This is a genomic window from Stenotrophomonas sp. 10N36, from assembly GCF_056395005.1.
In genome coordinates, this window is record NZ_JBFTIS010000001.1 from 649,736 (window position 1) to 673,464 (window position 23,729).

The 23,729-nt window shown below is 68.0% G+C and carries 21 protein-coding genes; 5 read left to right on the forward strand and 16 right to left on the reverse strand.

Features of this window, described 5'->3' with window-relative positions:
• Positions 1-40 precede the first annotated feature (40 nt).
• Both AC1DCJ_RS02990 and katG read left to right on the forward strand, forming a co-directional pair.
• Complete coding sequence (locus AC1DCJ_RS02990; RefSeq protein WP_478070044.1) at positions 41-682, forward strand: DUF937 domain-containing protein; 642 nt, start codon at positions 41-43, stop codon at positions 680-682.
• A gap of 307 nt (positions 683-989) precedes the next feature.
• The gene (gene katG / locus AC1DCJ_RS02995; protein WP_478070045.1) at positions 990-3,215 is read left to right on the forward strand and encodes a catalase/peroxidase HPI; all 2,226 of its coding nucleotides are present in this window, start codon (positions 990-992) and stop codon (positions 3,213-3,215) included.
• Positions 3,216-3,300: 85 nt separating this feature from the next.
• Here katG and AC1DCJ_RS03000 read toward each other — a convergent pair whose 3' ends face one another.
• From AC1DCJ_RS03000 to AC1DCJ_RS03010, 3 genes are all read right to left on the reverse strand, one after another.
• Positions 3,301-4,497: a glycoside hydrolase family 5 protein gene (locus AC1DCJ_RS03000; protein WP_478070046.1), complete on the reverse strand. Its 1,197-nt coding sequence runs from the start codon at positions 4,495-4,497 to the stop codon at positions 3,301-3,303.
• 112 nt (positions 4,498-4,609) lie between these two features.
• A complete protein-coding gene (locus AC1DCJ_RS03005; RefSeq protein WP_038689619.1) occupies positions 4,610-5,014 on the reverse strand; it encodes an RNA-binding S4 domain-containing protein in 405 nt (134 codons plus the stop codon).
• Positions 5,015-5,023: 9 nt separating this feature from the next.
• Entirely contained in the window at positions 5,024-5,311 is a 288-nt protein-coding gene (locus AC1DCJ_RS03010; RefSeq protein ID WP_478070047.1) for a hypothetical protein, read from the reverse strand.
• A gap of 64 nt (positions 5,312-5,375) precedes the next feature.
• On the opposite strand from AC1DCJ_RS03010, the gene AC1DCJ_RS03015 reads away from it, so the two are divergent.
• Complete coding sequence (locus AC1DCJ_RS03015) at positions 5,376-6,866, forward strand: MATE family efflux transporter (protein ID WP_038689621.1); 1,491 nt, start codon at positions 5,376-5,378, stop codon at positions 6,864-6,866.
• On the opposite strand, the gene AC1DCJ_RS03020 is transcribed toward AC1DCJ_RS03015, so the two are convergent.
• The 9 genes from AC1DCJ_RS03020 to ffh form a co-directional block, all read right to left on the reverse strand.
• On the reverse strand, positions 6,863-7,231 hold the full coding sequence (locus tag AC1DCJ_RS03020; RefSeq protein ID WP_141057210.1) for a DUF6404 family protein: 369 nt from the start codon (positions 7,229-7,231) through the stop codon (positions 6,863-6,865). The two genes, AC1DCJ_RS03015 and AC1DCJ_RS03020, sit on opposite strands and share 4 nt — an antisense overlap.
• Before the next feature lie 170 nt (positions 7,232-7,401).
• Positions 7,402-7,812, reverse strand: a complete 411-nt coding sequence (gene rplS / locus AC1DCJ_RS03025; protein WP_038689625.1) for a 50S ribosomal protein L19 — start codon at positions 7,810-7,812, stop codon at positions 7,402-7,404.
• 154 nt (positions 7,813-7,966) lie between these two features.
• Positions 7,967-8,725 (reverse strand): tRNA (guanosine(37)-N1)-methyltransferase TrmD, encoded by a 759-nt coding sequence (gene trmD / locus AC1DCJ_RS03030; RefSeq protein WP_038689627.1) that lies wholly within the window; start codon positions 8,723-8,725, stop codon positions 7,967-7,969.
• A gap of 4 nt (positions 8,726-8,729) precedes the next feature.
• A complete protein-coding gene (gene rimM, locus AC1DCJ_RS03035; protein ID WP_038689629.1) occupies positions 8,730-9,242 on the reverse strand; it encodes a ribosome maturation factor RimM in 513 nt (170 codons plus the stop codon).
• 43 nt (positions 9,243-9,285) lie between these two features.
• A complete protein-coding gene (rpsP, locus tag AC1DCJ_RS03040; RefSeq protein WP_017356068.1) occupies positions 9,286-9,546 on the reverse strand; it encodes a 30S ribosomal protein S16 in 261 nt (86 codons plus the stop codon).
• A 112-nt stretch (positions 9,547-9,658) separates the two neighbouring features.
• Positions 9,659-10,465, reverse strand: coding sequence for an aminotransferase class IV family protein (locus tag AC1DCJ_RS03045; protein WP_478070048.1), 807 nt, complete (start codon positions 10,463-10,465; stop codon positions 9,659-9,661).
• A complete protein-coding gene (locus AC1DCJ_RS03050; protein WP_478070049.1) occupies positions 10,462-11,538 on the reverse strand; it encodes an NAD(P)H-dependent flavin oxidoreductase in 1,077 nt (358 codons plus the stop codon). Before AC1DCJ_RS03050 ends, AC1DCJ_RS03045 begins: the two co-directional genes overlap by 4 nt.
• Positions 11,539-11,613: 75 nt before the next feature.
• On the reverse strand, positions 11,614-12,048 hold the full coding sequence (locus AC1DCJ_RS03055) for a hypothetical protein (protein WP_478070050.1): 435 nt from the start codon (positions 12,046-12,048) through the stop codon (positions 11,614-11,616).
• Between the two features lie 149 nt (positions 12,049-12,197).
• Entirely contained in the window at positions 12,198-13,577 is a 1,380-nt protein-coding gene (gene ffh, locus AC1DCJ_RS03060) for a signal recognition particle protein (RefSeq protein WP_137188929.1), read from the reverse strand.
• A gap of 131 nt (positions 13,578-13,708) precedes the next feature.
• Between ffh and AC1DCJ_RS03065 the strand changes: the two genes are divergently transcribed.
• Entirely contained in the window at positions 13,709-14,503 is a 795-nt protein-coding gene (locus tag AC1DCJ_RS03065; protein WP_038689637.1) for a cytochrome C assembly family protein, read from the forward strand.
• A gap of 168 nt (positions 14,504-14,671) precedes the next feature.
• Here AC1DCJ_RS03065 and AC1DCJ_RS03070 read toward each other — a convergent pair whose 3' ends face one another.
• From AC1DCJ_RS03070 to radA, 4 genes are all read right to left on the reverse strand, one after another.
• Positions 14,672-15,142: a hypothetical protein gene (locus AC1DCJ_RS03070; RefSeq protein WP_478070051.1), complete on the reverse strand. Its 471-nt coding sequence runs from the start codon at positions 15,140-15,142 to the stop codon at positions 14,672-14,674.
• A gap of 59 nt (positions 15,143-15,201) precedes the next feature.
• Positions 15,202-17,508 (reverse strand): hypothetical protein, encoded by a 2,307-nt coding sequence (locus tag AC1DCJ_RS03075; protein WP_478070052.1) that lies wholly within the window; start codon positions 17,506-17,508, stop codon positions 15,202-15,204.
• A gap of 45 nt (positions 17,509-17,553) precedes the next feature.
• Positions 17,554-19,410 (reverse strand): ATP-binding protein, encoded by a 1,857-nt coding sequence (locus AC1DCJ_RS03080; RefSeq protein WP_478070053.1) that lies wholly within the window; start codon positions 19,408-19,410, stop codon positions 17,554-17,556.
• 127 nt (positions 19,411-19,537) lie between these two features.
• Positions 19,538-20,920, reverse strand: coding sequence for a DNA repair protein RadA (gene radA / locus AC1DCJ_RS03085; RefSeq protein ID WP_141057218.1), 1,383 nt, complete (start codon positions 20,918-20,920; stop codon positions 19,538-19,540).
• Positions 20,921-21,071: 151 nt separating this feature from the next.
• Between radA and AC1DCJ_RS03090 the strand changes: the two genes are divergently transcribed.
• Positions 21,072-23,135, forward strand: coding sequence for a putative bifunctional diguanylate cyclase/phosphodiesterase (locus AC1DCJ_RS03090; RefSeq protein ID WP_478070054.1), 2,064 nt, complete (start codon positions 21,072-21,074; stop codon positions 23,133-23,135).
• Positions 23,136-23,729: the final 594 nt, after the last annotated feature.

Here is a 23,729-nt window from a genome sequence, read left to right on the forward strand (position 1 = left end):
TCGGGTGGGCCCTTCGCATTGCCGTAGTAAATCCGGCGGTATGCTCGGGCGGTCCGCCACCTGCCTGGAGTCCGTCGTGAACAACGCATCGCTTGCTGCCTCCCTCTTCCAACAACTGCAGCAGGGCCAAGGCCTGCAGCAGGTGTCCCAGCAGTTGGGCATCGAACCCGCCCAGGCCAGCAGCGCCGTCGGCGCGGCGCTGCCGCTGCTGCTCGGCGCGATGGGCCGCAACGCCCAGCAACCGCAAGGCGCCGACGCCCTGCTGGGCGCACTACAGCGCGATCACGCGCCGGCCGCCGGGGGTGGCTTCGATCTGGGCGGTCTGCTCGGCAGCGTGCTGGGCGGCGGCGGTGGCAACGCCACCAACGGGGCCGGCATCCTCGGCCATGTGTTTGGCGGCAACAGCGACCGTGCCGCGCAGGGCCTGAGCCAGGCCACCGGACTGGATAGCAGCAAGACCAGCCAGCTGCTGGCCATCCTTGCCCCGATCGTCATGTCCTATCTGGCGCAGCGCTTCGCCAACGGCGGCAACGCCGGCCAGCTCAGCCAGGCGCTGGGCCAGGAAGCGGAAGCGGCCAGCAGTGGTGGTGTGCTCACCTCGGTGCTGGACCAGGACGGCGATGGTCAGCTGGGTATTGGCGACCTGCTCAAGCTGGGGGGCGGGTTGCTCGGCAAGCGTTGATGTACGGTCGAACCATGTTGTGCGGGGAGCCGGCCAGCGGCCGGCACTACCTGGCACGCCTTTCTATAGACCCACCCTATCGCTTTGGTTGATTCGTTCGAATTTACCGAATGCCTGAACGTGCTTAACGTAGAGGCATTCCCGCAGGAGATCCTCGGATGCATCGATTGACCCCATCGCGCACGCGCGTCCAATCCATGCCCGTCGACCGTGCCGGATGCTCCTCGCCCTGAGCGAAGCGCTCTTTCCGATTGCCCTGCCCAACCGCGGCAGGTGCCCACATTCGCAAGTACACAGGTAGCGACCCATGAAAAGCGAAGCCAAGTGCCCGTTCAACCACGCCCTCGTCGGCGATGCCACCACCAACCGCGACTGGTGGCCCAAGCAGCTGCGCGTGGACCTGCTCAACCAGCATTCCAACCGCTCCACCCCGCTCGATGACGGCTTCGACTACGCCACCGCGTTCAAGGGGCTGGACTACGCCGCGCTCAAGGCCGACCTCACCGCGCTGATGACCGATTCGCAGGAGTGGTGGCCGGCCGACTTCGGCCATTACGGCGGCCTGTTCGTGCGCATGGCCTGGCACAGCGCCGGCACCTACCGCATCGGCGACGGGCGTGGCGGCGGTGGCCGTGGCCAACAGCGCTTCGCGCCGCTCAACAGCTGGCCGGACAACGTCAGCCTGGACAAGGCACGCCGCCTGCTGTGGCCGATCAAGCAGAAGTACGGCCAGGCCATTTCCTGGGCCGACCTGCTGATCCTCACCGGCAACGTCGCGCTGGAATCGATGGGCTTCAAGACGCTGGGCTTTGCCGGCGGCCGCCCCGATACCTGGGAGCCGGACCAGGACGTGTACTGGGGCCGCGAAACCACCTGGCTTGGCGGCGACGTGCGCTATGCGCATGGCTCCGAGGGCGTGCAGGAAGACCACGGCGTGCTGGTGTCCGATGACGACGCCGACGGCGACGTGCACTCGCGCGATCTGGAGAACCCGCTGGCGGCCGTGCAGATGGGCCTGATCTACGTGAACCCGGAAGGCCCGGACGGCAACCCGGATCCGCTCAAGGCCGCCTTCGACATCCGTGACACGTTCGGCCGCATGGCCATGGACGACGAGGAAACCGTTGCCCTGATCGCCGGCGGGCACAGCTTCGGCAAGACCCACGGCGCCGGCCCGGCCGACAACGTTGATGTGGAACCGGAAGCGGCGGGGCTGGAGAGCCAGGGGCTCGGCTGGGCCAACAGATTCGGCACCGGCAAGGGCGGCGACACCATCACCAGCGGCCTGGAAGTGACCTGGACGCGCACGCCGGCGCAGTGGAGTCATGACTTCTTCGAGATCCTGTTCGGCCACGAGTGGGAACTGACCAAGAGCCCGGCCGGTGCCCATCAGTGGGTAGCCAAGGACAGCGAGGCGATCATTCCCGACGCGCACGACCCGTCGAAGAAGCATCGCCCGACCATGCTCACCACCGACCTGTCGCTGCGCGTGGACCCGGCGTACGAGAAGATCTCGCGCCGCTTCCTGGCCGAGCCGCAGGCCTTCGCTGACGCCTTCGCACGCGCCTGGTTCAAGCTCACCCATCGCGACATGGGGCCGCGCTCGCGCTACCTCGGCCCGGAGATCCCGGCCGAGGAATTCATCTGGCAGGACCCGGTGCCCGAAGCGACCCGGCCGTTGATCGACGCCCAGGACATCGCCGGCTTGAAGCAGCAGATCGCCAGCGCCGGGTTGAGCGTGGCCGAGCTGGTGTCCACCGCGTGGGCGTCGGCGTCGACCTTCCGCGGCTCGGACAAGCGCGGCGGTGCCAACGGCGCGCGCATCCGCCTGGCCCCRCAGAAAGACTGGGCGGTGAACCAGCCGCAGCAGCTGGCCAAGGTGCTGGCCGCGCTGGAGAAAATCCAGTCGGGCTTCAACGGCAGCGGCAGCAAGCAGGTGTCGCTGGCCGACCTGATCGTGCTGGCCGGCGGCGTGGGTGTTGAACAGGCGGCAAAGGCCGGTGGCCACGACATCAGCGTGCCGTTCACGCCCGGCCGCACCGATGCCAGCCAGGAACAGACCGACGTGGAATCGTTCGCGGTGCTGGAACCGTATGCCGACGGCTTCCGCAATTACCTCAAGGGCCGTTACAGCGTGCCCGCCGAGGTGCTGCTGATCGACAAGGCGCAGCTGCTCACGCTGACCGCGCCGGAGCTGACCGCGCTGGTCGGCGGGCTGCGCGTGCTGGGTGCCAACGTTGATGGCAATGCGCAGGGCGTACTGACCGATCGCCCGGGCACGTTGAGCAACGATTTCTTCGTGAACCTGCTGGACATGCGCACGCAGTGGAAGGCCGCTGGCGGTGGCTATGAAAGCAGCGGCGCCAAGCGCTGGACCGGCAGCCGGGCCGACCTCGTGTTCGGCTCCAACTCGGTGCTGCGTGCCCTGGCCGAGGTGTATGCCAGTGCCGACGGCGAGAAGAAACTGGTCCAGGATTTCGTTGCCGCCTGGACGCGGGTGATGGAACTGGATCGCTACGACCTGCACGCTTGAGTGATCCAGGGGGACCGACCTGCGGGTCGGTCCCTTCCAGCGTCAGGCGACATGCAATGCCACCGTCGGCTGCCGCATGCGGGTATCAGCGGTCGGCAGCGCGCAGACGCTTGAGGATCGGCGCGAACTGCGGGCTGTCGGTGCGCGTCGGCGTGGGCACCTTCCCCGCTTCCACGTCACGCCAGTACGTCCACGGCAGTGCGCCGTCGCCCAGTTCGTAGTCCATGCCATCCCACGCGTCCTCGCGGAAAGCGTAGAACGCCCAGTGCACCTTCTGCGCCTCGAGCACGCGCAGGACATCCTCCAGATAGGCCGGGCAATCCGGCCAGCGGCGCATGCAGCCGAACTCGCCGACCACCATCTGGTTGCGCGCCACGCCATGCTCGTCGGCCCACGCCAGGGGCTGCTGCAGGTAGCTGGCCACGCGCTTGGCATCCCACTGCGTCTTGCCCGGGCCGAACGGCACCACGGCCGGATACCGATACGGCGTGGCGCGCTTCTGGTTGGGGGCGCTAGTGGCCGCGTATGGCTCGTACATGTGCACGCTGTACAGCAGATGGGGATCTTTCAGCGGCGCGGGCCAGTACGCCAGCGCGTCGGCCGCGGCATACCAGCCCGGGTCCAGCATCAACGGCATGTCGGCATCGACCTCGCGCACCGCCGCGATCAAGCCGGTGTAGAAGCGCGGCAGATCACGCGGCCCGTCCTTCACCGTGGCATACCACGCGCGCATCGCGGCCGGGTCGGCATGCTCGCGCAGCGGGGTGCCGTACTCCGGGGCGGGCTCGTTGATCAGGTTGTAGGCCACCAGCGCCGGGTGCCCGTGCAGTGCGCGCGCCAGGTCGCGCCAGAACGCCTGCGCCGGCCGGTGATTGTCGAACGACTGCCAGAGGCGCTGGTCTACCACCCCGCCGTTCTTCTGCTTCCAGCGCAGCAGCGGCAGCGACAACGGCACCAGCACCACCTTGATGCCAGCGGCATCGGCATCGTCGAGCACCCGGCGCAGGGTGGCGACGTCGGCCTGCACCAAGCCCTGGTAGCGATCGGCATTGCCCATCAGGAAATCGCGGCCGCCGGCCGAACGCCACTTGTCCGGTGTCAGCCGTACCCAGGTGGCGCCGGTGGCACGTAGCGCATCGAAATAGGCGCGGTCCGGTGGCTGTTCGTTGAAGCTGTTGCCGCCCCTCTGCGGCTGGCTCCAGAAAGTGTTGACGGCGGCCTGCGCGCTGAAAGCGAACAGGCACAGCAGCATGCAGCAAAGGCGAATCGACAGCGGGCGCATGGGCGCACCTCCTTGAGCGAAGCGGCAGCCTGACGCATGCCCATGGACCACACCGTGACTAAGGCCCTGTTTCCGGCATCAATAGTCACAATGCGTGGAAGCCACGAAACCACTAGAGCGAATCGATATCCCCAAGCGCCCGAATCAAGCGACGCGCGCGTTTGTCAGGGCGATGCTCCGGCGGCAGGTAACCATTGCGCGCCGCCTGGCGTTGGGCATGCGCCTCGGCCCGTCGCGCGCGCGACGCCTCGCTTTCCTCGTACAGCTGCTGCGCCACCGGGGCCGGCCCGCGCAGCTCGCTCAGGCCACGCACCTGCACCTCGTAGACGTCGTCGCCCCGGCTGATCTGCAGCTGCTCGCCCACGCGCACCGCGCGCGAGGATTTGGGGCGTTGCCCGGCCACGTCCACTTTGCCCGTCTCCACGGCCTGCTTGGCCAGGCTGCGGGTCTTGAAGAAGCGTGCGGCCCACAGCCACACGTCCAGCCGCACGGCGGCCAACGGCGTTGCTTCGATCATGCGGGTTGTTCAGCTCCCCGGCTCTGCCGGTCGTCGGTTCAAGGGTTGCGCCGCCGCCGGATTGCCGCGGCAGCCGGTGCCACCGATCAGCACGGGCACACCCGCATCGAGATCCCGGCGCTCGCTGCCGACCTGGCATTCCGGTCGGTCCATGGGCCGCACCTGCGCATCGCCGAGGCGGTCCATACCCGAAGAACATGCGGGCAGCACCGCGGCAATCAAGAGCAGCGCCAGCGCGGGCATGAACCGGTCAGCCAGCGCGGCGCGCCAGCCCCTGCTGCGGTTGAACATCGGCATCGCGATATCTCCCTGACGGGCTTGATGCTAGTGTGCCTCTCCCCGAGCCCGATCTCCACCGCACATGGCCAAGGCGCCGCTTGACCTGACCACCGGCCCTATCGGGCGCAATCTGTTCCTGTTCGCGCTGCCGATCCTGGCCGGCAACATCGCCCAGTCATTGAACGGGTCGGTAAATGCGATCTGGGTGGGGCGGTTCCTCGGCGAAGCGGCGCTGACGGCCACGGCCAACGCCAACAACATCATGTTTTTCCTGATCGGTTCGGTGTTCGGCATCGGCATGGCCGCCACCATCCTGATCGGCCAGGCCATGGGTGCGCGCGATATTCCCCAGGCACGCCGGGTGATGGGCACCAGTGCCACCTTCTTCATCGGGCTGTCGGTGGTGATCGCCATTGCTGGCTGGTGGCTGTCGCACCCGCTGCTGGCCGCGATGGGCACCCCGGCCGAATCGCTGCCGCTGGCCGAGGCCTACCTGCGCATCATCTTCCTGGCGATGCCTACGCTGTATGCCTTCGCGTTCCTGAGCTCGGCACTGCGCGGTGTCGGCGATTCGCGCACACCGTTCCGCTTCCTGCTGCTGTCGGTGGTGCTGGACATCGGCTTCAACCCGCTGCTGATTTTCGGCATCGGTCCGTTCCCGCAGCTGGGCATCGCCGGCGCGGCCTGGGCCACGCTGATCGCACAGACGCTGTCGTTGATCGGCCTGCTCTGGTACATGCGCAACAAGCGTCACGTGCTGTGGCTGGGCCGCAAGGACATGGCCATGTTCCGCATCGACCCCACCATCCTGCGTGCACTGGTGGTCAAGGGCGTGCCGATGGGCCTGCAGATGGTGCTGATCTCGCTGTCGATGATCCTGATGATGAGCATGGTCAACGGCTACGGCACCGACACGGCCGCTGCCTACGGCGCATCGCTGCAACTGTGGACCTACGTGCAGATGCCGGCGATGGCGATCGGCGCGGCCTGCTCGTCGATGGCGGCGCAGAACGTGGGCGCCGGCAACTGGGATCGCGTGCGGGGCACCGCGCGCAGTGGCGTGCTGTACAACTTCCTGCTCACCGGCGTGCTGATCCTGCCGCTGATCCTGCTGGACCGCTACACGCTGGCGCTGTTCCTGCCCGAGGCCAGCCAGTCGCTGGAGGTGGCCCGTCACCTCAACCACATCGCGGTGTGGTCGTTCCTGTTCTTCGGCGTGAACTTCGTGATCTCCGGTGTGGTGCGCTCCACCGGCGCGGTGATTCCGCCGCTGCTGATCCTGGCCGTTTCGCTGTGGGGCATCCGTGTGCCGTTCGCCGAACTGCTGCAGGACAGCTGGGGCGCCGACGCGGTCTGGTGGAGTTTCCCGGTCAGCTCGTTCTGCGCGATGCTGCTGTCGCTGGCGTATTACCGCTGGGGTGGCTGGCGCAAGGCGCACATGCTGCCGACCCATCGCGAAGAACTGGCGGCCCCAGCCGAAGTGCCGGCCATGCCACCCTCACCGGTGGCCGACCTCAACCCGGACGCGCCGCCCACGGCCGCCCCGCAACCGGTGCCACACCGCACCGGTTAAGCGGCGCGCCCATCCGGCAGGCTGCGCCACGCCGGCAGCCGGTAGCGCTGCTGCTGGGCGCGCATGATCAGCCCCATGATCACGCCGAACATCACGCCGGCCAAGCCGGCGCTGCCCACGATCCCCCACGTCTTCAGCGGCACCAGCACGCCGAACAGCGGCAGCATCAACACGCCCCAGGTCACGCCGAAGAACACGCCCATCGACAGCGCGTTGGCGGCGAACCCGGCCAGCAGCGGTGGCGACACCGCAATGCCCAACCGCCACAGCAGGCGGTGCAACGGCGGCGCGCGCAGCGCCTGCGGAACACCGGCGTCGTGCATGAGCTGCAGCGCGGTGCGGACTTTGGCGGGGTAATGGGGCATCGTCGTCCTGACTTGAGCGTGGGGGGTTACCGTAATCGGTGCGTGGCCGGTAGGGCAACTCCAACGGACACCTGCGGATCATGCCCACGCCGTTGGCCTGCGCCACAAACGCAAACGGCCACCCGAAGGTGGCCGTTCGTTGCGCGACAACCGGGGTTGTCGGCGCGGTATTACTGGGCAGCCTTGGCAGCAGCCAGGCGGGCCTGCTTGGCCTGCGCAGCGGCAGCCAGATCTTCCTTGATGCGGGCAGCCTTGCCTTCCAGGCCACGCAGGTAGTAAAGCTTACCGGCGCGGACCTTACCACGACGCTTCACTTCGACCGAGTCGATGATGGCGCTGTGGGTCTGGAACACGCGCTCGACGCCGTAGCCGTGCGAGATCTTGCGGACGGTGAAAGCGGAGTTCAGGCCGGCGTTCTTGGTGCCGATCACGACGCCTTCGTAAGCCTGGACGCGCTCACGGTTGCCTTCCTTGACCTTCACGTTGACGACGACGGTGTCACCCTGGCTGAACTTCGGCAGCTCGCGGGTGATCTGGGCGGATTCGAAATCCGCAAGGATGGTTTTGTTCAGCTTGCTCATGGGTGCACCGATAGTGTTCGGGTGGTCGTGTCGTTCGACAACGTGGGCTCATGCAGTCACCGGACTGTGCTGCACGTTTTTTGTAGGGTTTCCACCATCGGGCGCAACGGCCTGATGGGAATCGCCAATGATAACCGAAGATTCCCGCCCCGCGCTAGGGGGAAGGGTCGTCGGCAAGGGCCTGCCGGGCCTGCGCGAGCAGAATCCGGTCGGCCTTGGACAGCTGGGCCTCGTCAAGCAGGTCCGGCCGCCGGGTTGCGGTCCGCAGCAGCGACTGCTGGCGGCGCCAGCGGGCGATGGCGGCATGGTTGCCCGAACGCAGCACATCCGGGACAGTGCCCCATTCATGCTGGGCCGGGTGGCTGAAGTGTGGGCAGTCCAGCAGCCCCTGCGGGCCTTCGAAACTGTCCTGCGCGGCCGATTCGGCATCGCCCAGGGCGCCCTCCTGCAACCGGGTGACGGCATCGACGATCACCGCCGCACCCAGCTCACCGCCGGACAGGACGTAATCGCCGATCGAGATTTCCTCGCTGACTTCCGCATCGAGGAACCGCTCATCGATGCCTTCATACCGCCCGCACAGCAGGATCATGCGCGGCAACGCGGCCAGCTCGCGAACCTTGGCCTGGGTCAGCGGCGCACCCTGCGGGCTGAGGTAGATCACCGGCGCAGGCGCCGGATCGGCCGCCTTGGCCGCGGCCAGGCAGGCGCGCAGCGGCTCGATCAGCATGACCATGCCGGGGCCGCCGCCGAACGGACGGTCGTCCACCCGGCGGTAGTTGCCTTCGGCATAGTCACGCGGATTCCAGCCATGCAGGTCGAGCAGGCCGCGCTCGGCGGCACGGCCGACCACGCCCAGCGCGGCCGACTGTGCCATGAACTCGGGGAACAACGTGATGACGTCGATTCTCACCGGATCAGAACTCCGGGTCCCAGTCGACCACGATCAGGTTGGTCTCGAAATCCACCGAGACAACGAATTCGGGCTGCACGAACGGAATCATCCGCTCACGGTCGCCCTGCACCACCAGCACATCGTTGGAGCCGGTCGAGAACAGGTGCGAAGCCCGCCCCAGTTCGACGCCGTCAACGGTACGCACCTGCAAGCCTTCGAGGTCGACCCAGTAATACTCGTCGGCCTTCGGCGGCGGCAGTGCGCTGCGCGATACATAGACTTCGGTTCCGTACATCGACTCGACCACATCGCGGTCGGTGATGCCCGGAAACACCGCGACCAGATGCTTGCCGGACTGACGTCCGCGTGCCCCGGTCAGGGTGCTCTCCTGGCCGGCGGGCGTACGCAGGATCCAGGGCTGATAGTTGAAAATGGCGGTACGCGGCTCGGTCCAGGACTCGAGCTTGATCTCGCCTCGCACACCAAAAGCGCCGACAATCCTGCCCAGCAGGATCCGGCGCTCGGTATCTTTCATCTGAATAGACCGAATGGGCCGCGGCAGGCGCGGCCCTTCAGGATCAGGCCGCCGAGGCCTGGGCCTTGGTCGCTTCCTTGTACAGGTTGCGAACCTTGTCGGTCATCTGGGCGCCGTTGGCAACCCACTTGTCGACCAGCGGCAGGTCCAGCACGATGCGGGATTCCGCACCCTGGGCCACCGGGTTGTAGTAACCGACGCGCTCGATGTTGCGGCCATCACGGGCGCTGCGCGAGTCGGTCACGATGATGTGGTAGAAGGGACGCTTCTTGGCGCCGCCGCGGGTCAGTCGAATCTTGACCATGGTGTTGTTTCCTCAATTGCCCAGTCGCCAGGATGGCGCGGTAAGCCGGCGATTATAGCGGCGGCCTGCCGCCATTCCAAGCCTGTGAAGACCGGCCAAGCTGAATAGCGCGCTAACCGGCGCCGGTGATGACCCCCAGCGGCTGCCAGGGCGCGGCCTCCAGGCTGCCCCGGGCCCATTGGCAGAACATCTCGGACCGGGTGAAGGCCACCCCGTCGATGGCTTCTATCGGCCAGACCCCGGCCGAATTGCAGGCGATGGCCCCACTGAACCGGTCCAGCTCGGCCAGCGCCACCGGGCGCACCTGCTGCTGCGCCGCTGCGAACCCGGCCTGCAGCAGCCGCTCGTGGGTACCGCGCAGGGCCGGCGCCTGCGGCCACACCACCTGGTCGTCGTGCAGGAAGGCGATGTTCCAGGTACTGCCCTCGCTCACCTGCCCGTCGTCGGTGACGAACACCGCATCATCGAACCCGTCCTGCAACGCCTGTCGACGCTGTTCGAACAGCGCGAAGGTGCCTACATGCTTGAGGTGCGGCAGCTCGCGCTGGTACACCGCCGAACGCACGCGCCGCGCCGTGGCCGGCATCGACACCGGCGGGGCGACGGCCACCAGCACATCCACCGCGACCGGGCGCAGCGGCTGGCGGAAATCGAACGCACGCGAGAACACCGTCACCCGCAACGCGGCATCGCGCATTTCTTCGGCGTGCAGCGCGTGCTGCATCCAGGCCTGTACCTGCGCCGCATCCAGTACGGTGCCGAACAAGGCCTCGGTGCCCTCCTGCAAGCGCTGCAGGTGCAGGTCCAGGCCCTGTACCGCGCCACCGCGCACTTGCAGCGAGGTGAAGTGGCCGTAGTTGGTCAAGGCGCCGGCAAGGTCATCGACGCTGGCGTGGTGGCCGTTGCAGTACAGGGTCATCCCAGCAGCGCCCGTGCGTCGGACCACATTTGCTGCAGCACCTCGGTGGCCGGGCGCGCCGGTGCCATCCAGGCCGATTGCCCGGCCCAGGCCTGCATGGCGTCGATGCGGTGCTCGCGGTTGGCCTGCGCGCGCATCGGCGCACTGAGCCCACGCTGCACCGGATACGGCCGCGGCGGCGGCGCGTCAGGACCGGCAGCGGCACGCACGTAGGCGGTGGCCAGCCCGCGACCGAGGCGGCCACTGAACGCCCGCGTCGGCCAGGTGTCTTCCGGCTCGGCCGCGGCCAGCGCCTCCGACCAGGCCGGGTCGATCGCGCATTCGGGGGTGCGCAGGAAGGCGGTGCCCACCTGTACCGCACTGGCACCGAGCAGCAATGCGGCGGCAACGCCGCGCCCATCGGCAATGGCACCGGCGGCGATCACCGGCACCTGCAGGTTGTCGGCCAGCCGCGGCAGCAGCGCGAACAGCCCCACCAGCTGGCGCTCGGCCGCGTCCGGCTCGAAGGCGCCGCGATGGCCGCCCGCTTCAAAGCCCTGCGCGACCACGGCATCGGCACCGGCGGCCTGCGCGGCCAATGCTTCGGACAAGGTGGTGGCGCAGGCGAACCAGGCGATGCCGGCGTCCTTCAGACGCTGCACCTGGCCGGCGTTCAACACTCCCATGATGGTCGAGGCCACCGCCGGACGCGCGGCGATCAGCGCATCGAACTGCGCATTGAAATCGGCCGGGCCGGCATCGGCGGCACTGGCCGGCACCTCCGGCCCCCACTGCGCCAGGAATGCGCGCGTGGCGGCCTCGGCCTGCGCATCGCGCTGCGGCGGCGCGTCGGGTACCCATACATTGACCTGGGCCGGGCCGTTGGACTGCGCGCGGAAATCGTCCATCCACGCCACGATGTCCTGCGGCTGGGACAACACCGCCCCCATCGCGCCCATGCTGCCGGCGGTGGCCAGCGCGGCCGACAGCGGCACCGGGCAGGCGCCGGCCATCGGGGCGAGCAGGATCGGGGCCTGCAAGGCAAAACGCCGACAGAAACTGTCGGCGCGTTCGAGGATCGGCGAAAGACTCACGCGCGGCACACCTGTAGGGTCAGACCCGGCCAGCATACGCCGCACCGCCCTGCCCGGCATGCACGCCGGCAGGATTCAGCGCGCCGACACCGCGTAGGTGCGGACCAGCTGGCTGTCCATTTCTTCGTTGAAGGTGAAGGTCACATAGCGCGCGTCGTCGGCGGCGAATTCCTCTTCGACCACGGCCCGACCGATCTCGGTGCCATCGGCATCCAGCGCGCGTGCCACCAGCTTGCCCTTGAACGGCTTGTCGGCCACCACGTACACCGCCGCGTCCTTGGAGCCCATGCCACGGCTCTTGCCCTGGGTCACGGTCAGGCCGCGCGTGGCCAGACCGGGGTCGGTCTGCAGCCTCACGCTCATGCGCCTATCCACGCCCTCGCCCAGGCCGGCGACGAAATCGGCGGCGGTGCCGCTGATGGCACTGCCTGCCTTCTGCGACACCGACGTGTCGTCCTTGCAGGCGGCCAGCGCCAGGACCAGCGCCACCACCACGATCGACTTGTTCACGGGCATTCCTTTGAGAGGTTCAACAGCGGGCTAGTCAATCACCCGGCCAAGACGCTGGCAAGAGGCAACCGCGCAGGCCGATGACGCATGCGGACATTACGTTGAAGCAGAGGCGCGTGGGGCCCGCAGGCCTTCCGCGCACAGGGTGCTCAGCGGAACGGCAGGCCGCCGCGGCCACCCATGGCCCCCATCATGCCCTTCATGCTGCGCATCATGCCCTTCATGCCGCCACCGGCCATCTTGCTCATCATCTTTTCCATCTGCTGGAACTGCTTCATGAGCTTGTTGACGTCGGCCGGGGTCAGGCCGGAACCGCGCGCGATGCGGGCACGGCGCGAGCCGTTGAGCAGGCCCGGGTTGCGGCGTTCCTTCTTGGTCATCGAGTTGATGATGGCGATCATGCGCGGCACTTCCTTGCCCTGGCTGACCTGCTGCTTGAGGTGCTCGGGAATGTTGCCCAGGCCCGGCAGCTTGTCCATCAGGCCGCCGATGCCGCCCATGTTCTGCATCTGTTCGAGCTGGTCGCGCATGTCGTTCAGATCGAACTTCTTGCCCTTGGCGACCTTCTCGGCCAGCTTCTGGGCCTTGTCCTTGTCGACCTGCTGCTCGACCTGCTCCACCAGCGACAGCACGTCGCCCATGTCCAGGATGCGGCTGGCGATACGGTCGGGGTGGAACACGTCCAGGCCGTCGGGCTTTTCACTGACGCCGACGAACTTGATCGGCTTGCCGGTGATGTAGCGCACACTCAGCGCGGCACCGCCGCGGGCGTCACCGTCGGTCTTGGTCAGCACCACGCCGGTCAGCGGCAGCGCTTCGCCGAAGGCCTTGGCGGTGTTGGCCGCGTCCTGGCCGGTCATGGCGTCGACCACGAACAGGGTTTCAGCCGGGTTGACCGCCGCGTGCAGCGCCTTGATCTCGGCCATCATGGCCTCGTCGATGGCCAGGCGGCCGGCGGTATCGACGATCAGCACATCGGCGAACGACTTGCGTGCGTCATCGATGGCCGCGCGCACGATCGCTTCGGGCTTCTGGTCGGCACTGGAGGCAAAGAACAGCACGCCCACCTGGTCGGCCAGGGTCTTGAGCTGCTCGATCGCGGCGGGACGGTAGACGTCGGCCGACACCACCATCACCTTCTTCTTGCGCTTTTCCTTCAGGTGCTTGGCAAGCTTGGCCACCGTGGTGGTCTTGCCCGCACCCTGCAGGCCGGCCATCAGGATGATCGCCGGGGCCGGCACGTTGAGGTTGAGGTCCGACGCTGCCGAGCCCATGACCGTGGTCAGCTCGTCGCGCACGACCTTGATCAGCGCCTGGCCGGGGGTCAGCGACTTGAGTACTTCCTGGCCGACGGCGCGCACCTTGATGCGCTCGACCAGCGCCTGCACGACCGGCAGGGCGACGTCGGCTTCGAGCAGCGCGATGCGCACTTCACGGGTGGCCTCGCGGATGTTTTCCTCGGTGAGGCGACCGCGGCCACGCAGCCGCTCGATGGTGCCGGAGAGGCGCTGGGTCAGGGACTCGAACATGGAGGCAACCTGTTCAGAACGAAAGACAGAGAGACGCACAGTATAGCGGGTCCACCAAGCACCCCGGACCGCACCTGCGCCCCGTGGCCGCAGGCATCGCCAGCACCCCGGGGGTATGCGAAACTGCCACGATGACAATCGTTCTCATCGCGACCCTGCTGTACCTGACCGCCACCGCCCTGCTGGTGCGCGCCGTCAGCCGCGATGACGCGATCCGCTCACCCGCCTGGCTGTGGCCGGCGCTGCCGGCCATGCTGCTGCACGGCGGCTACCACGTGCTGGTGGCGATGCGCACCACCGGCGGCCCGGACATGCACTTCTTCGCCGCGCTGTCGCTGGTGGGCCTGGGCATGGCCTGGCTGACCTCGCTGGTGGCCGCGCGCGGGCGCATGGCCGCGCTGGGCGTACTGGTCTTCCCGATGGCCGCAGCGGTGCTGTGCATCTACCACGGGTATGGGCACGAGCCGAGCAAGCCGCTGGGCTGGCAGTTGGCCACGCACGCGTGGATGGCGCTGCTGGCCTACGCCACCCTGAGCGTGGCCGCGCTGCTGGCGATCATGCTGTGGCTGCAGGAACGTGCGCTGCGCCGCCGCGATTTCCGCCCCTGGCTGCGGGCCCTGCCGCCGCTGGCCGACCTGGAAGCCCTGCTGTTCCGGGTGATCACGGTCGGCTTCGCGCTGCTCACCCTGACCCTGGTCACCGGCGTGCTGTTCGTCGATGACCTGCTGGCCCAGAAGCTGGTGCACAAGACCGTGCTCAGCGTGCTGTCGTGGATCGTGTTCGGCACGCTGCTGATCGGCCGCCGCCGGTACGGCTGGCGCGGCGCCAAGGCCGTGCACTGGACCCTCACCGCGATGGCGCTGCTGCTGCTGGCGTTCTTCGGCAGCCAGTTCGTGATCGAACTGGTGTTCGGCCATTCCAGGTAGAGCCGGGCTCTGCCCGGCTGCCGTCTGGTAGAGCCGGGCTCTGCCCGGCTGCGTGATCCAAGGTTGCCGGGCAGAGCCCGGCACTACGCCCGGCTGCTGATCCAGGGCTGCCGGGCAGAGCCCGGCACTACGGGTGTTCCCATTGCCGGGCGGGACCCGGGCAATGGTTTACATGGGCGCCGACAACAAGGCGCGTTGCGATTGCCCGCTGTCGGTGATCATGTCATCCACCCGCCAGCAGCCATCGTCGGCGCGCGCCAGCGTCAGGCGGGTCAACCGCGCGGCCTTCCACACCCGGTAGCGCGCTTCCACGGTGACGCGCGTGGCCTGCGTCGACGGCGTGGCCGTGAACACCGGCGGCGCATCGATCTCACCGTCCTGCCCATCCAGCCACGGATCGCTGTCGAACCGGCAGATGCCCTCCTCCACCCGCTGACATTCGCGTTCGGCCGCCAGCAGCTGGGCGAAACCGGGGGTGAGCACGCTCGGGGAGGTGGCGAGGAAATCGTCCGCACTGGCCTTCAGGAAGGCCTGCCCCACTGCCACCGGATCGCTACAGGCCGGCGCGGCCTGTACCACCGGCACGCACAGCGCCATCAGCACCATGCCACCGCACATTTTCCAACCACGTGTCCGCATATCCCGTTCCCTTCCCTGTGAATGGGCCGGGCGCCCCAGTGGCGCACCCGGCCTGGCTCTTACAGACCGTAGCGCTCGATCACGTCCACATGACGCTGCTCGTCCTGGCCACAGGCCTCGGCCAGGCGCAGCCAGCACAGCCGGTGCGGCCAGTGCGCGGTGGCCTCGAGCAGGAACCGGTGCAGGTCCAGCGGCGGCTGTTCCAGCGGCTGCGCCAGGGTGAACAGCACGCCCGGCAGCGGCGCATCGTCGCCCTGGGCATCGGTGAGCTGGTAATCGTCCGGGCTGTGCGTCCACAGCTTCCAGCCCCGGGCCTCCACGGCCTCGGAGAATGCGGTCCACGCGTCTTCACCGGGGTGCACGCCATCCACCAGCCAGCTGCCTGCATAGCCACCGCGCTGAAGCAGGTGGACTTCGGCGTAGGTGGGCATGAAGCGCTCGCGCTCCTGCTCGTCCTCCGGTGCCGGATGGACCAGCTCGGCGTCGAACACCACCCAGTCATTCACGCGCTGGCGGCGGTTGGCCGGCGCGTTCTCGACAATGCGCGCGGTGACCGGGCCGGTGCGGCGCGCATAGTATTCGATCGGCTCGCCGCCGTCCGCGCAGCGGATGATCACCCAGCCGAAGGATTCCTCGACCGGGCCCTCGGTGCTTTCCAGTTCCATGCCGATGGCCGCTGCCGAACCACGCACGGCGGCCCAGTCGCCGGCGGCACTGGCGGCGGTCATGTGGTCCCAGTGCGCGCTGCGCGGCTCTTCCAGTACCTCGGTGAGGTGACGGTACTGCGCGGCCGCGTCCTGGAAGCGCTGCAGGGCCATCAGGGCCATCGCCAGCAGGTTGCGGGCGCCATGCGACTGCGGCGAAAGTGCCAGCAGCGCGCTGCTCGCCTGCTCCAGCGCGGGCCAGTCGGAGAGCTTGTGCGCCATCTGCGCCTGGCACCACAGTGCGAACACCGGCACCCGCGCCTGGTAATGCTGCGCCAGGCGATCCAGCCCGGCCTGGTCGCCACGCTGCACCAGCAGGCCCATCAAGGAGTACGCCGGGGGGGCATCTTCATGTCCGTGGCGCTCGACGAACGCCCACAGCAACGCAATCGCGTCATCCTCGGCGCCGCAGGCATTCAGCGCCGAGGCGGCGACATCCAGCATCGCCGCGTCGTCGGGGCGCTGCTCCACGCCCTGCAGCAACCACTGCGCCTCGCGTTCGGGGTCGCGCCCGTCGCCCTGCTCGCCCTGTTCGACCAGCCAGTCCAGCAGGCCCTCGGCGGGCACCGGCAACGCCGCCGCGCCGGGGGCGGCATCGAGGCGCGCAGCCATCGCGGCCACGGCCTCGCTGGCACCGCGGTCCTGGCGCAGGCTGCCCAGGTGCTCCCGGGCCAGCGCCAAGTGGCGCCGTGCGGTCCACACCGCGCCACGCTGCAGCGCCATGTCCACGCACAGTCCGGCAATCTCGATCACGAAGCGATGCGCGCCGACCGCTGCGTAATGCGCCAGGGTCGCGCTGAGCCGGCGGCCCAGGTCCCAGCTGTTGCGCTCGGGTGCGTTGCGCACCAGCAGCGCCACCGTATGCGCCCACATGCGGCGGTAGTTCGGCGACAACTGGTTCCATGGCACCAGCGATTCCAGCGCTTCTTCATCGCGCCCCAGCTGCGCCAGCGCCCATGCACGCGACAGTTTGCGCGGGATGGTGCAGTTTGCCGGCTCGTAGTCGCCCTCGGCATCCACCTCGGCCTGGCGCGCGTCGATCAATACCAGCGCCTCGGCCGCGCGGCCGCTGGCGAGCAGGATCTTGATGCGCATTTCCGGGAAGCTGTCGTACACCTTGCCGCCATGCGCCAGCACGGTGCCGGCCTGCACGTCCAGGTAATCCAGGGCGCCCTGGCTGTTGCCGTCGTCCAGCAACGCATCGGCCTTCTCGCAGCTCAGGCACTGGAAGCATGCCCAGCTCGGATCGATCCGCGCCAGCGTTTCCTCGCAGACCTCGATGCGCTCGGGCACCCAGCCGGGGCCGTCGATGTTGCCGTAACAGGCCGCCAGGTCCTGGGTTACGCAGATCGACTGCGGGCACTCCACCGTGTCGGCACGGTGCGCGCGCTCGAACAGCGCCACGGCGTCACCCAGCGCCGACTCGCCTTCCAGGCGGTTGCCGACGCGGTTGCGCATGTCCCAATGGCCGACGAACACGTCCAGCCACGGATTGCCCAGCGTTTTACCCAACGCACGCGCTTCGGGCAGCAGGGCATCCACACGGTCCAGGCGCAGTTCGCAGACTTCGTCGGTCAAGCGCGTCAGCAGTTGTGCGCTCTGCGCCTGCCCGGCTTCGCCAAGATCGTCCTGCAGTTTTTCCACCCAGTTCCAGATATCCATGCGGTCGTGTCGTCCTACCGTGCGTAATGATGAAGAAAGGGAATATCAGCGCGCCTGCAGCATCTGCTGCAGGGCATCGGCGATGTCGCCGAACGCGCGGTTGAGGTCGTTGCTGGCCGCGCCGCCGTCCTGGGCGCGCCCCTGCGCGCTGACGATCACCTTCAGCGAGCGCAGCAGGCGTGCGGCGGACGCGGCCTGCGGGTTGCCGGCGCGCATCGCCGCCAGCAACGCCTGCACGGCTTGGTTGTCCAGGTTGAGGTACAGGCGCGAGGGTGCGCGCGCGACGATCCGGGCGGTGAACTGGCGCGCCAGCCGCAGCGCGGCCATTGATACACGCTTGTCGTTTTCGTCGTCTTCCAGGCGGCGTTTCAGCTCGGCTTCGCGGTCGGGCACCACCACCACCGGCAGCTCGGCCGGGCTGAAATGCGCCGGCAACAATTGCTCACCGTCGCCCAGGTGGGTCTGCAGCCACTCCATGTCCGCCTCGGGCAGCGTATCGGTGCGGAACAGCGCCCGGTTGCCGTGTTCGGTGCCCAGCTCCACCAGGCGCATGCCCTTGGCCTGGGTCCAGCGGCGCAGGAACGGCACCACCGCGTAACGGTTGCCATGCGCCACCGGCACGCCCATGGCGCGGAACAGCATTTCCTCGAAACCGCCGCCGCTGTCCAGGATCACGTGGACCGCACCGCGCGACGGCAGTTCGCTTGCCTTGATGTCGCCCTGCGAGCTTGGCACGCGCACGTGTTCGAGCAGCAATTGGAACAGGCGCTCATCGCACAGCGAGGCCCCCAGCAGCGCTTCGTTATGCCGCACCAGGATGCGTCGCCAGGCCTCCGGCTGCTGCCGTGCGATCTCCACCAGCCCATCGATGAGCGCCTCGCCCAATGCATGCTGGACGGCGCTGTAGGTTTCATCGCGCTGCAGGTCCTCGCGGCTGGCGGTAGGCGTCAACCGGCTGGATTCGATGACACCACCGATGAAACCGGCCCAGGGCGGCAGCAGGTCGCGTGCGTCGTCGTCGAGCAGCATGCCGCGCACGAACACCGAGAGATTGCGGTTGTCGCTGGTGCCGTAGGTGGCGCCGTCCTGTACCCAGAGCAGGCCCACCGCATCGCTGCCGCCATCGGCGCGCAGCGGCATGCAGGCGATCGGCTCGAAGCTGCGCTCGAAGTGCGCGGCGAACTCCAGGCCGCGGCGCTGCGCCTGCAGCGGGTGCATGACCACGCCGGCCTGCGGACGCCACGGCGGCGGCTCGGGGTTGATCGCACGCGCATCCTGGCCGATGTGGATCGGCTCGCCCAGCAGCGCGCAATAGCGGCCGAGGATATCGCGCAGGTTCTGCTCCTGCGCCAGGTGCACGTAACTGCCATGCAGTTCCAGCACCACTTCGGTGCCGACCGCGCGCGCCGGCATCGGGGACACCGTGTACTGCTCGGCGTTGCTGGAAACATAGCAGTGGCCCAGCATCGGCTGCTGGTAGGAGGTGGTTCGCACGGTCACCCGGCGCGCCAGCACGAACGCGGACAGGAAGCCCAGCCCGAACATGCCGATCAGGCCTTCGTCGTCCTCGCCGGCCTGGCGCAGGCCACGGGTATAGCCCACGCCAACCGTGGCCAGGTAATCGTGGATTTCCTGCTGGGTCAGCCCGGCGCCGGTATCGATGATGCGCACGATGCCGTTGACCGCATCGCCATGTACCTCGATCCGGCCCGGCTCCTGCCAGTCGGCCTGTTCCAGGCGCCGTCGCACCAGCGAATCGTGCGCGTTCTGCACCAGTTCGCGCAGTGCCACCACCGGGGTGGAATACAGATGCTTGCCAAGGACAGTCATCAATCCGTTGAGGTCGACACCCGCGCGACGGATCTCGCTGGCGCCCTGTACATCCAGGGGAGTCTCTTGCATGGAATCGTTTTCTCTGGCGGGCGCACCCTGGCCGGGATACGCGCTGGAACGAGGATTTCAGGGGAGGAAAACTAGCACAGCCCGGCCGCGCATTGCCTGCGCGGCGGGCGCCTCGGAAACACCGCGTTCAGATCGCCTCAATTGCCTCGGACAGCCGCTCCACCGCGATCACCTCCATGCCCTTCACGCTGCCGGTCTTGGGCGCGTTGGCCTTGGGCACGATCGCGCGCTTGAACCCATGGGTGGCCGCTTCGCGCAGGCGATCTTCGCCGTTGGGCACCGGGCGGATCTCGCCGGACAGGCCGACCTCGCCAAAGGCAATGGTCTTCTCGGCCAGCGGCCGGTCTTGCAGCGAGGACAGGACCGCCAGCAGCACCGGCAGATCCACCGCGGTTTCCTGCACCCGGATGCCGCCCACCACGTTCACGAACACGTCCTGGTCGCCGGTGAGCACACCGCCGTGGCGGTGCAGTACCGCCAGCAGCATCGCCAGCCGGTTCTGCTCCAGCCCTACCGCGACGCGGCGCGGGTTGGACAACGGCGAGGTATCCACCAACGCCTGCACCTCCACCAGCAGTGGCCGGGTGCCCTCGCGGGTGACCATCACGCAGCTGCCCGGCTGCTGGGTGCTGCCGCCGGACAGGAAGATCGCCGACGGGTTGGAGACTTCTTTCAGCCCCTTCTCGCCCATCGCGAACACGCCCAGTTCGTTGACCGCCCCGAAGCGGTTCTTGAACGCGCGCAGCAGGCGGAAGCGGCTGCCGCTCTCGCCTTCGAAATACAGCACCGCATCGACCATGTGCTCGAGCACGCGCGGCCCGGCGATGCCGCCTTCCTTGGTGACGTGGCCGACCAGGAACACGGCGGTGCCGGTTTCCTTGGCGAAGCGCACCAGTCGCGCGGCGCTCTCGCGGACCTGGCTGACCGAGCCGGGTGCGGCGGTCAGCGATTCGGTCCACAGGGTCTGGATGGAGTCGGCCACGATCAGCTTCGGCCGGGCCACGCTGGCGTGCTGCAGGATGGCTTCCACCTGGGTTTCGGCCAGTGCGTTGACGTTGTCCAGCGGCAGGTCCAGCCGCACCGCACGGCCGGCGACCTGCGACAGCGATTCCTCGCCGGTGATGTACAGCACCGGCAGGGTGGCGGCCATCTTCGCCACCGCCTGCAGCAGCAGCGTGGACTTGCCGATGCCCGGGTCACCTCCGACCAGGATCACCGCGCCCTCGACCAGGCCACCGCCCAGCACGCGATCAAACTCGCCGATGCAGGTACTCACCCGCAGGTGTTCGGTCTGCTGCACGTCCTTGAGCGCCATGATCCTGGGCGCGTCGACCTTGCCGGCCCAGCCCGAGCGGCGCGACGCCGGCGAGGCCTTGCTGGCGGGGGTGGCGCTTTCCAGGGTGATCTCGGTCAGCACGTTCCAGACCCCGCACTCACTGCACTGGCCCTGCCACTTGCTGTATTCGGCGCCACATTCACTGCAGACGTACGCGGTGAGTCGCTTGGCCATGTCCACTTCCACTTCATCGGTTGTCGGGCAGGATAGCCGAGCCGCGTCGCAGCAACCGAGACGCCGCCCGATCCCCATCGCTAAAGATCCGCCCGGCGATGCCGATACCACAGCGGGCGACTGCCCCTTCCATTCTTTTCCAGGCTTTTCCATGACCGGCACCTACAGCCAGAGTCTTGTCGTGTTCTCGCTGCTGGTCGCCATCCTCGCCTCGTACACCGCGCTGGACATGGCCGGCCGGCTGGCCAGCACCCAGGGGCGCGTGGCCCGCTGGTGGCTGGCCGGTGGCGCCGCCGCGATGGGGCTGGGCATCTGGTCGATGCACTTCATCGGCATGCTGGCCTTCCACCTGCCGATCCCGGTGGGCTACGACCTGGGCATCACCCTGTTCTCGCTGGCGGTATCGGTGGGCGCCTCGGCCTACGCGCTGTGGCTGGTCTCGCGCCCGGCACTGCCGTGGACGCGGCTGTGCGCCGGCGCGGTACTGATGGGCCTGGGCATCGCGGCCATGCATTACCTGGGCATGGCCGCACTGCAGATGCAGCCGGGCATTGAGTACGACCCGTTCTGGTTCACGCTGTCGCTGCTGATTGCCGTGGTTGCGGCCGGTGCAGCCCTCTGGATCGCCTTCCGGCTGCGGCTGGAACAGCGCCGTGCACTGCTGCTGCGTGGCATGGCCTCGGTGGTGATGGGCCTGGCCATCGTGGGCATGCATTACACCGGCATGGCGGCGGCGAACTTCCCCGCCGGCAGCATCTGCGGCGCGGTGATGGACGCCGGGCTGGACAGCAAGTGGCTGGCGGTGCTGGTCATCGTCACCACGCTGGCCACGCTCGGCATTGCCCTGCTGGCCTCGGTGTTCGACCGCCAGATGCGCACCCGCACCGGCCTGCTGGCCGATTCACTGGCCCACGCCAACGAGAAGCTGCTGCAGGCCGCCCTGCACGACCCCCTGACCCAGCTGCCCAACCGCATGCTGTTGCAGGATCGCATCGAACAGGCCATCGAAAAGGCGCAGCGGCGGCAGTTCAGCTTTGCGGTGATGTTCTGCGACCTGGACGGCTTCAAGGCCATCAACGATGCCTACGGCCACCAGCTCGGCGACAAGCTGCTGATCCAGATGAGCGAGCGCGTGAGTGCATTGCTGCGCAGTCACGACACCTTCGCGCGGCTGGGCGGGGATGAGTTCGTGATCGTGTTCCAGGTCGACGATCCCGAAGATGCCGCCGTGGTTGCCGAACGGATCATCGCCTGCGTGGCCGAGCCGTTCCTCATCGACGCGCTGGAACTGCAGGTCACCGCCAGCCTGGGCATCGCGCTGTACCCGGCCGACGCCACCGACGAGCGGGCGCTGATGGCGCACGCCGACGCGGCGATGTACCACACCAAGGATTCGGGCCGGAACGGCTATACGTTCTTTACCGAATCGATGCATGTCAGCGCCAACCGCCAGCTCAAGCTGCTGCAGGAACTGCGCCGCGCCATCCAGCGCGACGAACTGGTACTTCACTACCAGCCCAAGTTCCCGGCCAATGGCCAGGCCCTGATCGGCGCCGAAGCCCTGGTGCGCTGGCAGCACCCGGAGCTGGGCCTGCTCAGTCCGGACAACTTCATTCCCGTGGCCGAGCGCAGCGGGTTGATCCTGCCGCTGGGCGACTGGGTGCTGGACCGGGCCTGCGCGCAGCTGCGGCAGTGGCACGATGCCGGTTACCCGGACTGGTCGATGGCCGTGAACCTCTCGCCGCTGCAGTTCGCCTCGAGCTCCCTGCTGGAGACGGTGCGGCGTACGCTGGAAAAGCACGCCCTGGATCCGCGCCACCTGACCCTGGAAGTCACCGAAACCACGGCCATGAAGGACGTGGAAGCCAGCCTGCAGATCCTGCACGGCCTGACCGACATGGGCGTGAACATCTCCATCGACGATTTCGGCACGGGCTATTCCAGCCTGCTCTACCTCAAGCGCATGCCGGCCACCGAACTGAAGATCGACCGCGCGTTCGTGCGCGACCTGGAAGACAACGCCGAAGACGCCGCGATCGTGTCCTCGATCATCGCGCTGGGGCGTTCGCTGCAGCTGCAGATCGTCGCCGAAGGCGTGGAGACCGACGGCCAGCGCCAGTACCTGAGCGATCTCGGTTGCGACCTGCTGCAGGGGTACCACCTGGGCCGGCCGGTGGCCGCCGACGCGTTCCTTCGTTTGGCACAGGCGGCGTAGGAGGCCGCGCGCACCGCGTTCGCCTGTGGGGTCGAACCTTTGGGCGACTGCCGGTAACGGTGCAACGTGCGGTGGCGACATGACCGTCGAACGGCGCAGGCCCTGCCCTGCGATTGAACGATGCCGGCTCTGCGGTGACCGTGCGTGGCCGCGATGATTGTCATGCGTTCGTCGGGTGTGGACGGGATATCGGCGGTCGTTTGGGAACCGACCCTACCTCGGCGGGTGCCAGATTTCCGGTAGGGTCGAACCTTGGTCGACTGCCGATACCGGTGCAACGTGCGGTGGCGACATGACCATTGAACGACGCCGGCTCTGCCTTTGCCGTGCGTGGCCGCGATGATTGTCATGCGTTCGCCGGGTGTGGATGGGATATTGGCAGTCGTTTGGGAACCGACCCTACCTTGGCGGGTGCCAGGTTGCCGGTAGGGTCGAACCTTGGTCGACTGCCGGTAACGGTGCAACGCGCGGTGGCGACATGACCGTTAAACGGCGCGGGCTCTGCCGCTGCTGTTGCCGCGCGGGCGTGTGCGCGTGCGCGGCCTCGATGGTTGTCATGCGTTCGCCGGGCGCGGAACGGATATCGGCGGTCGT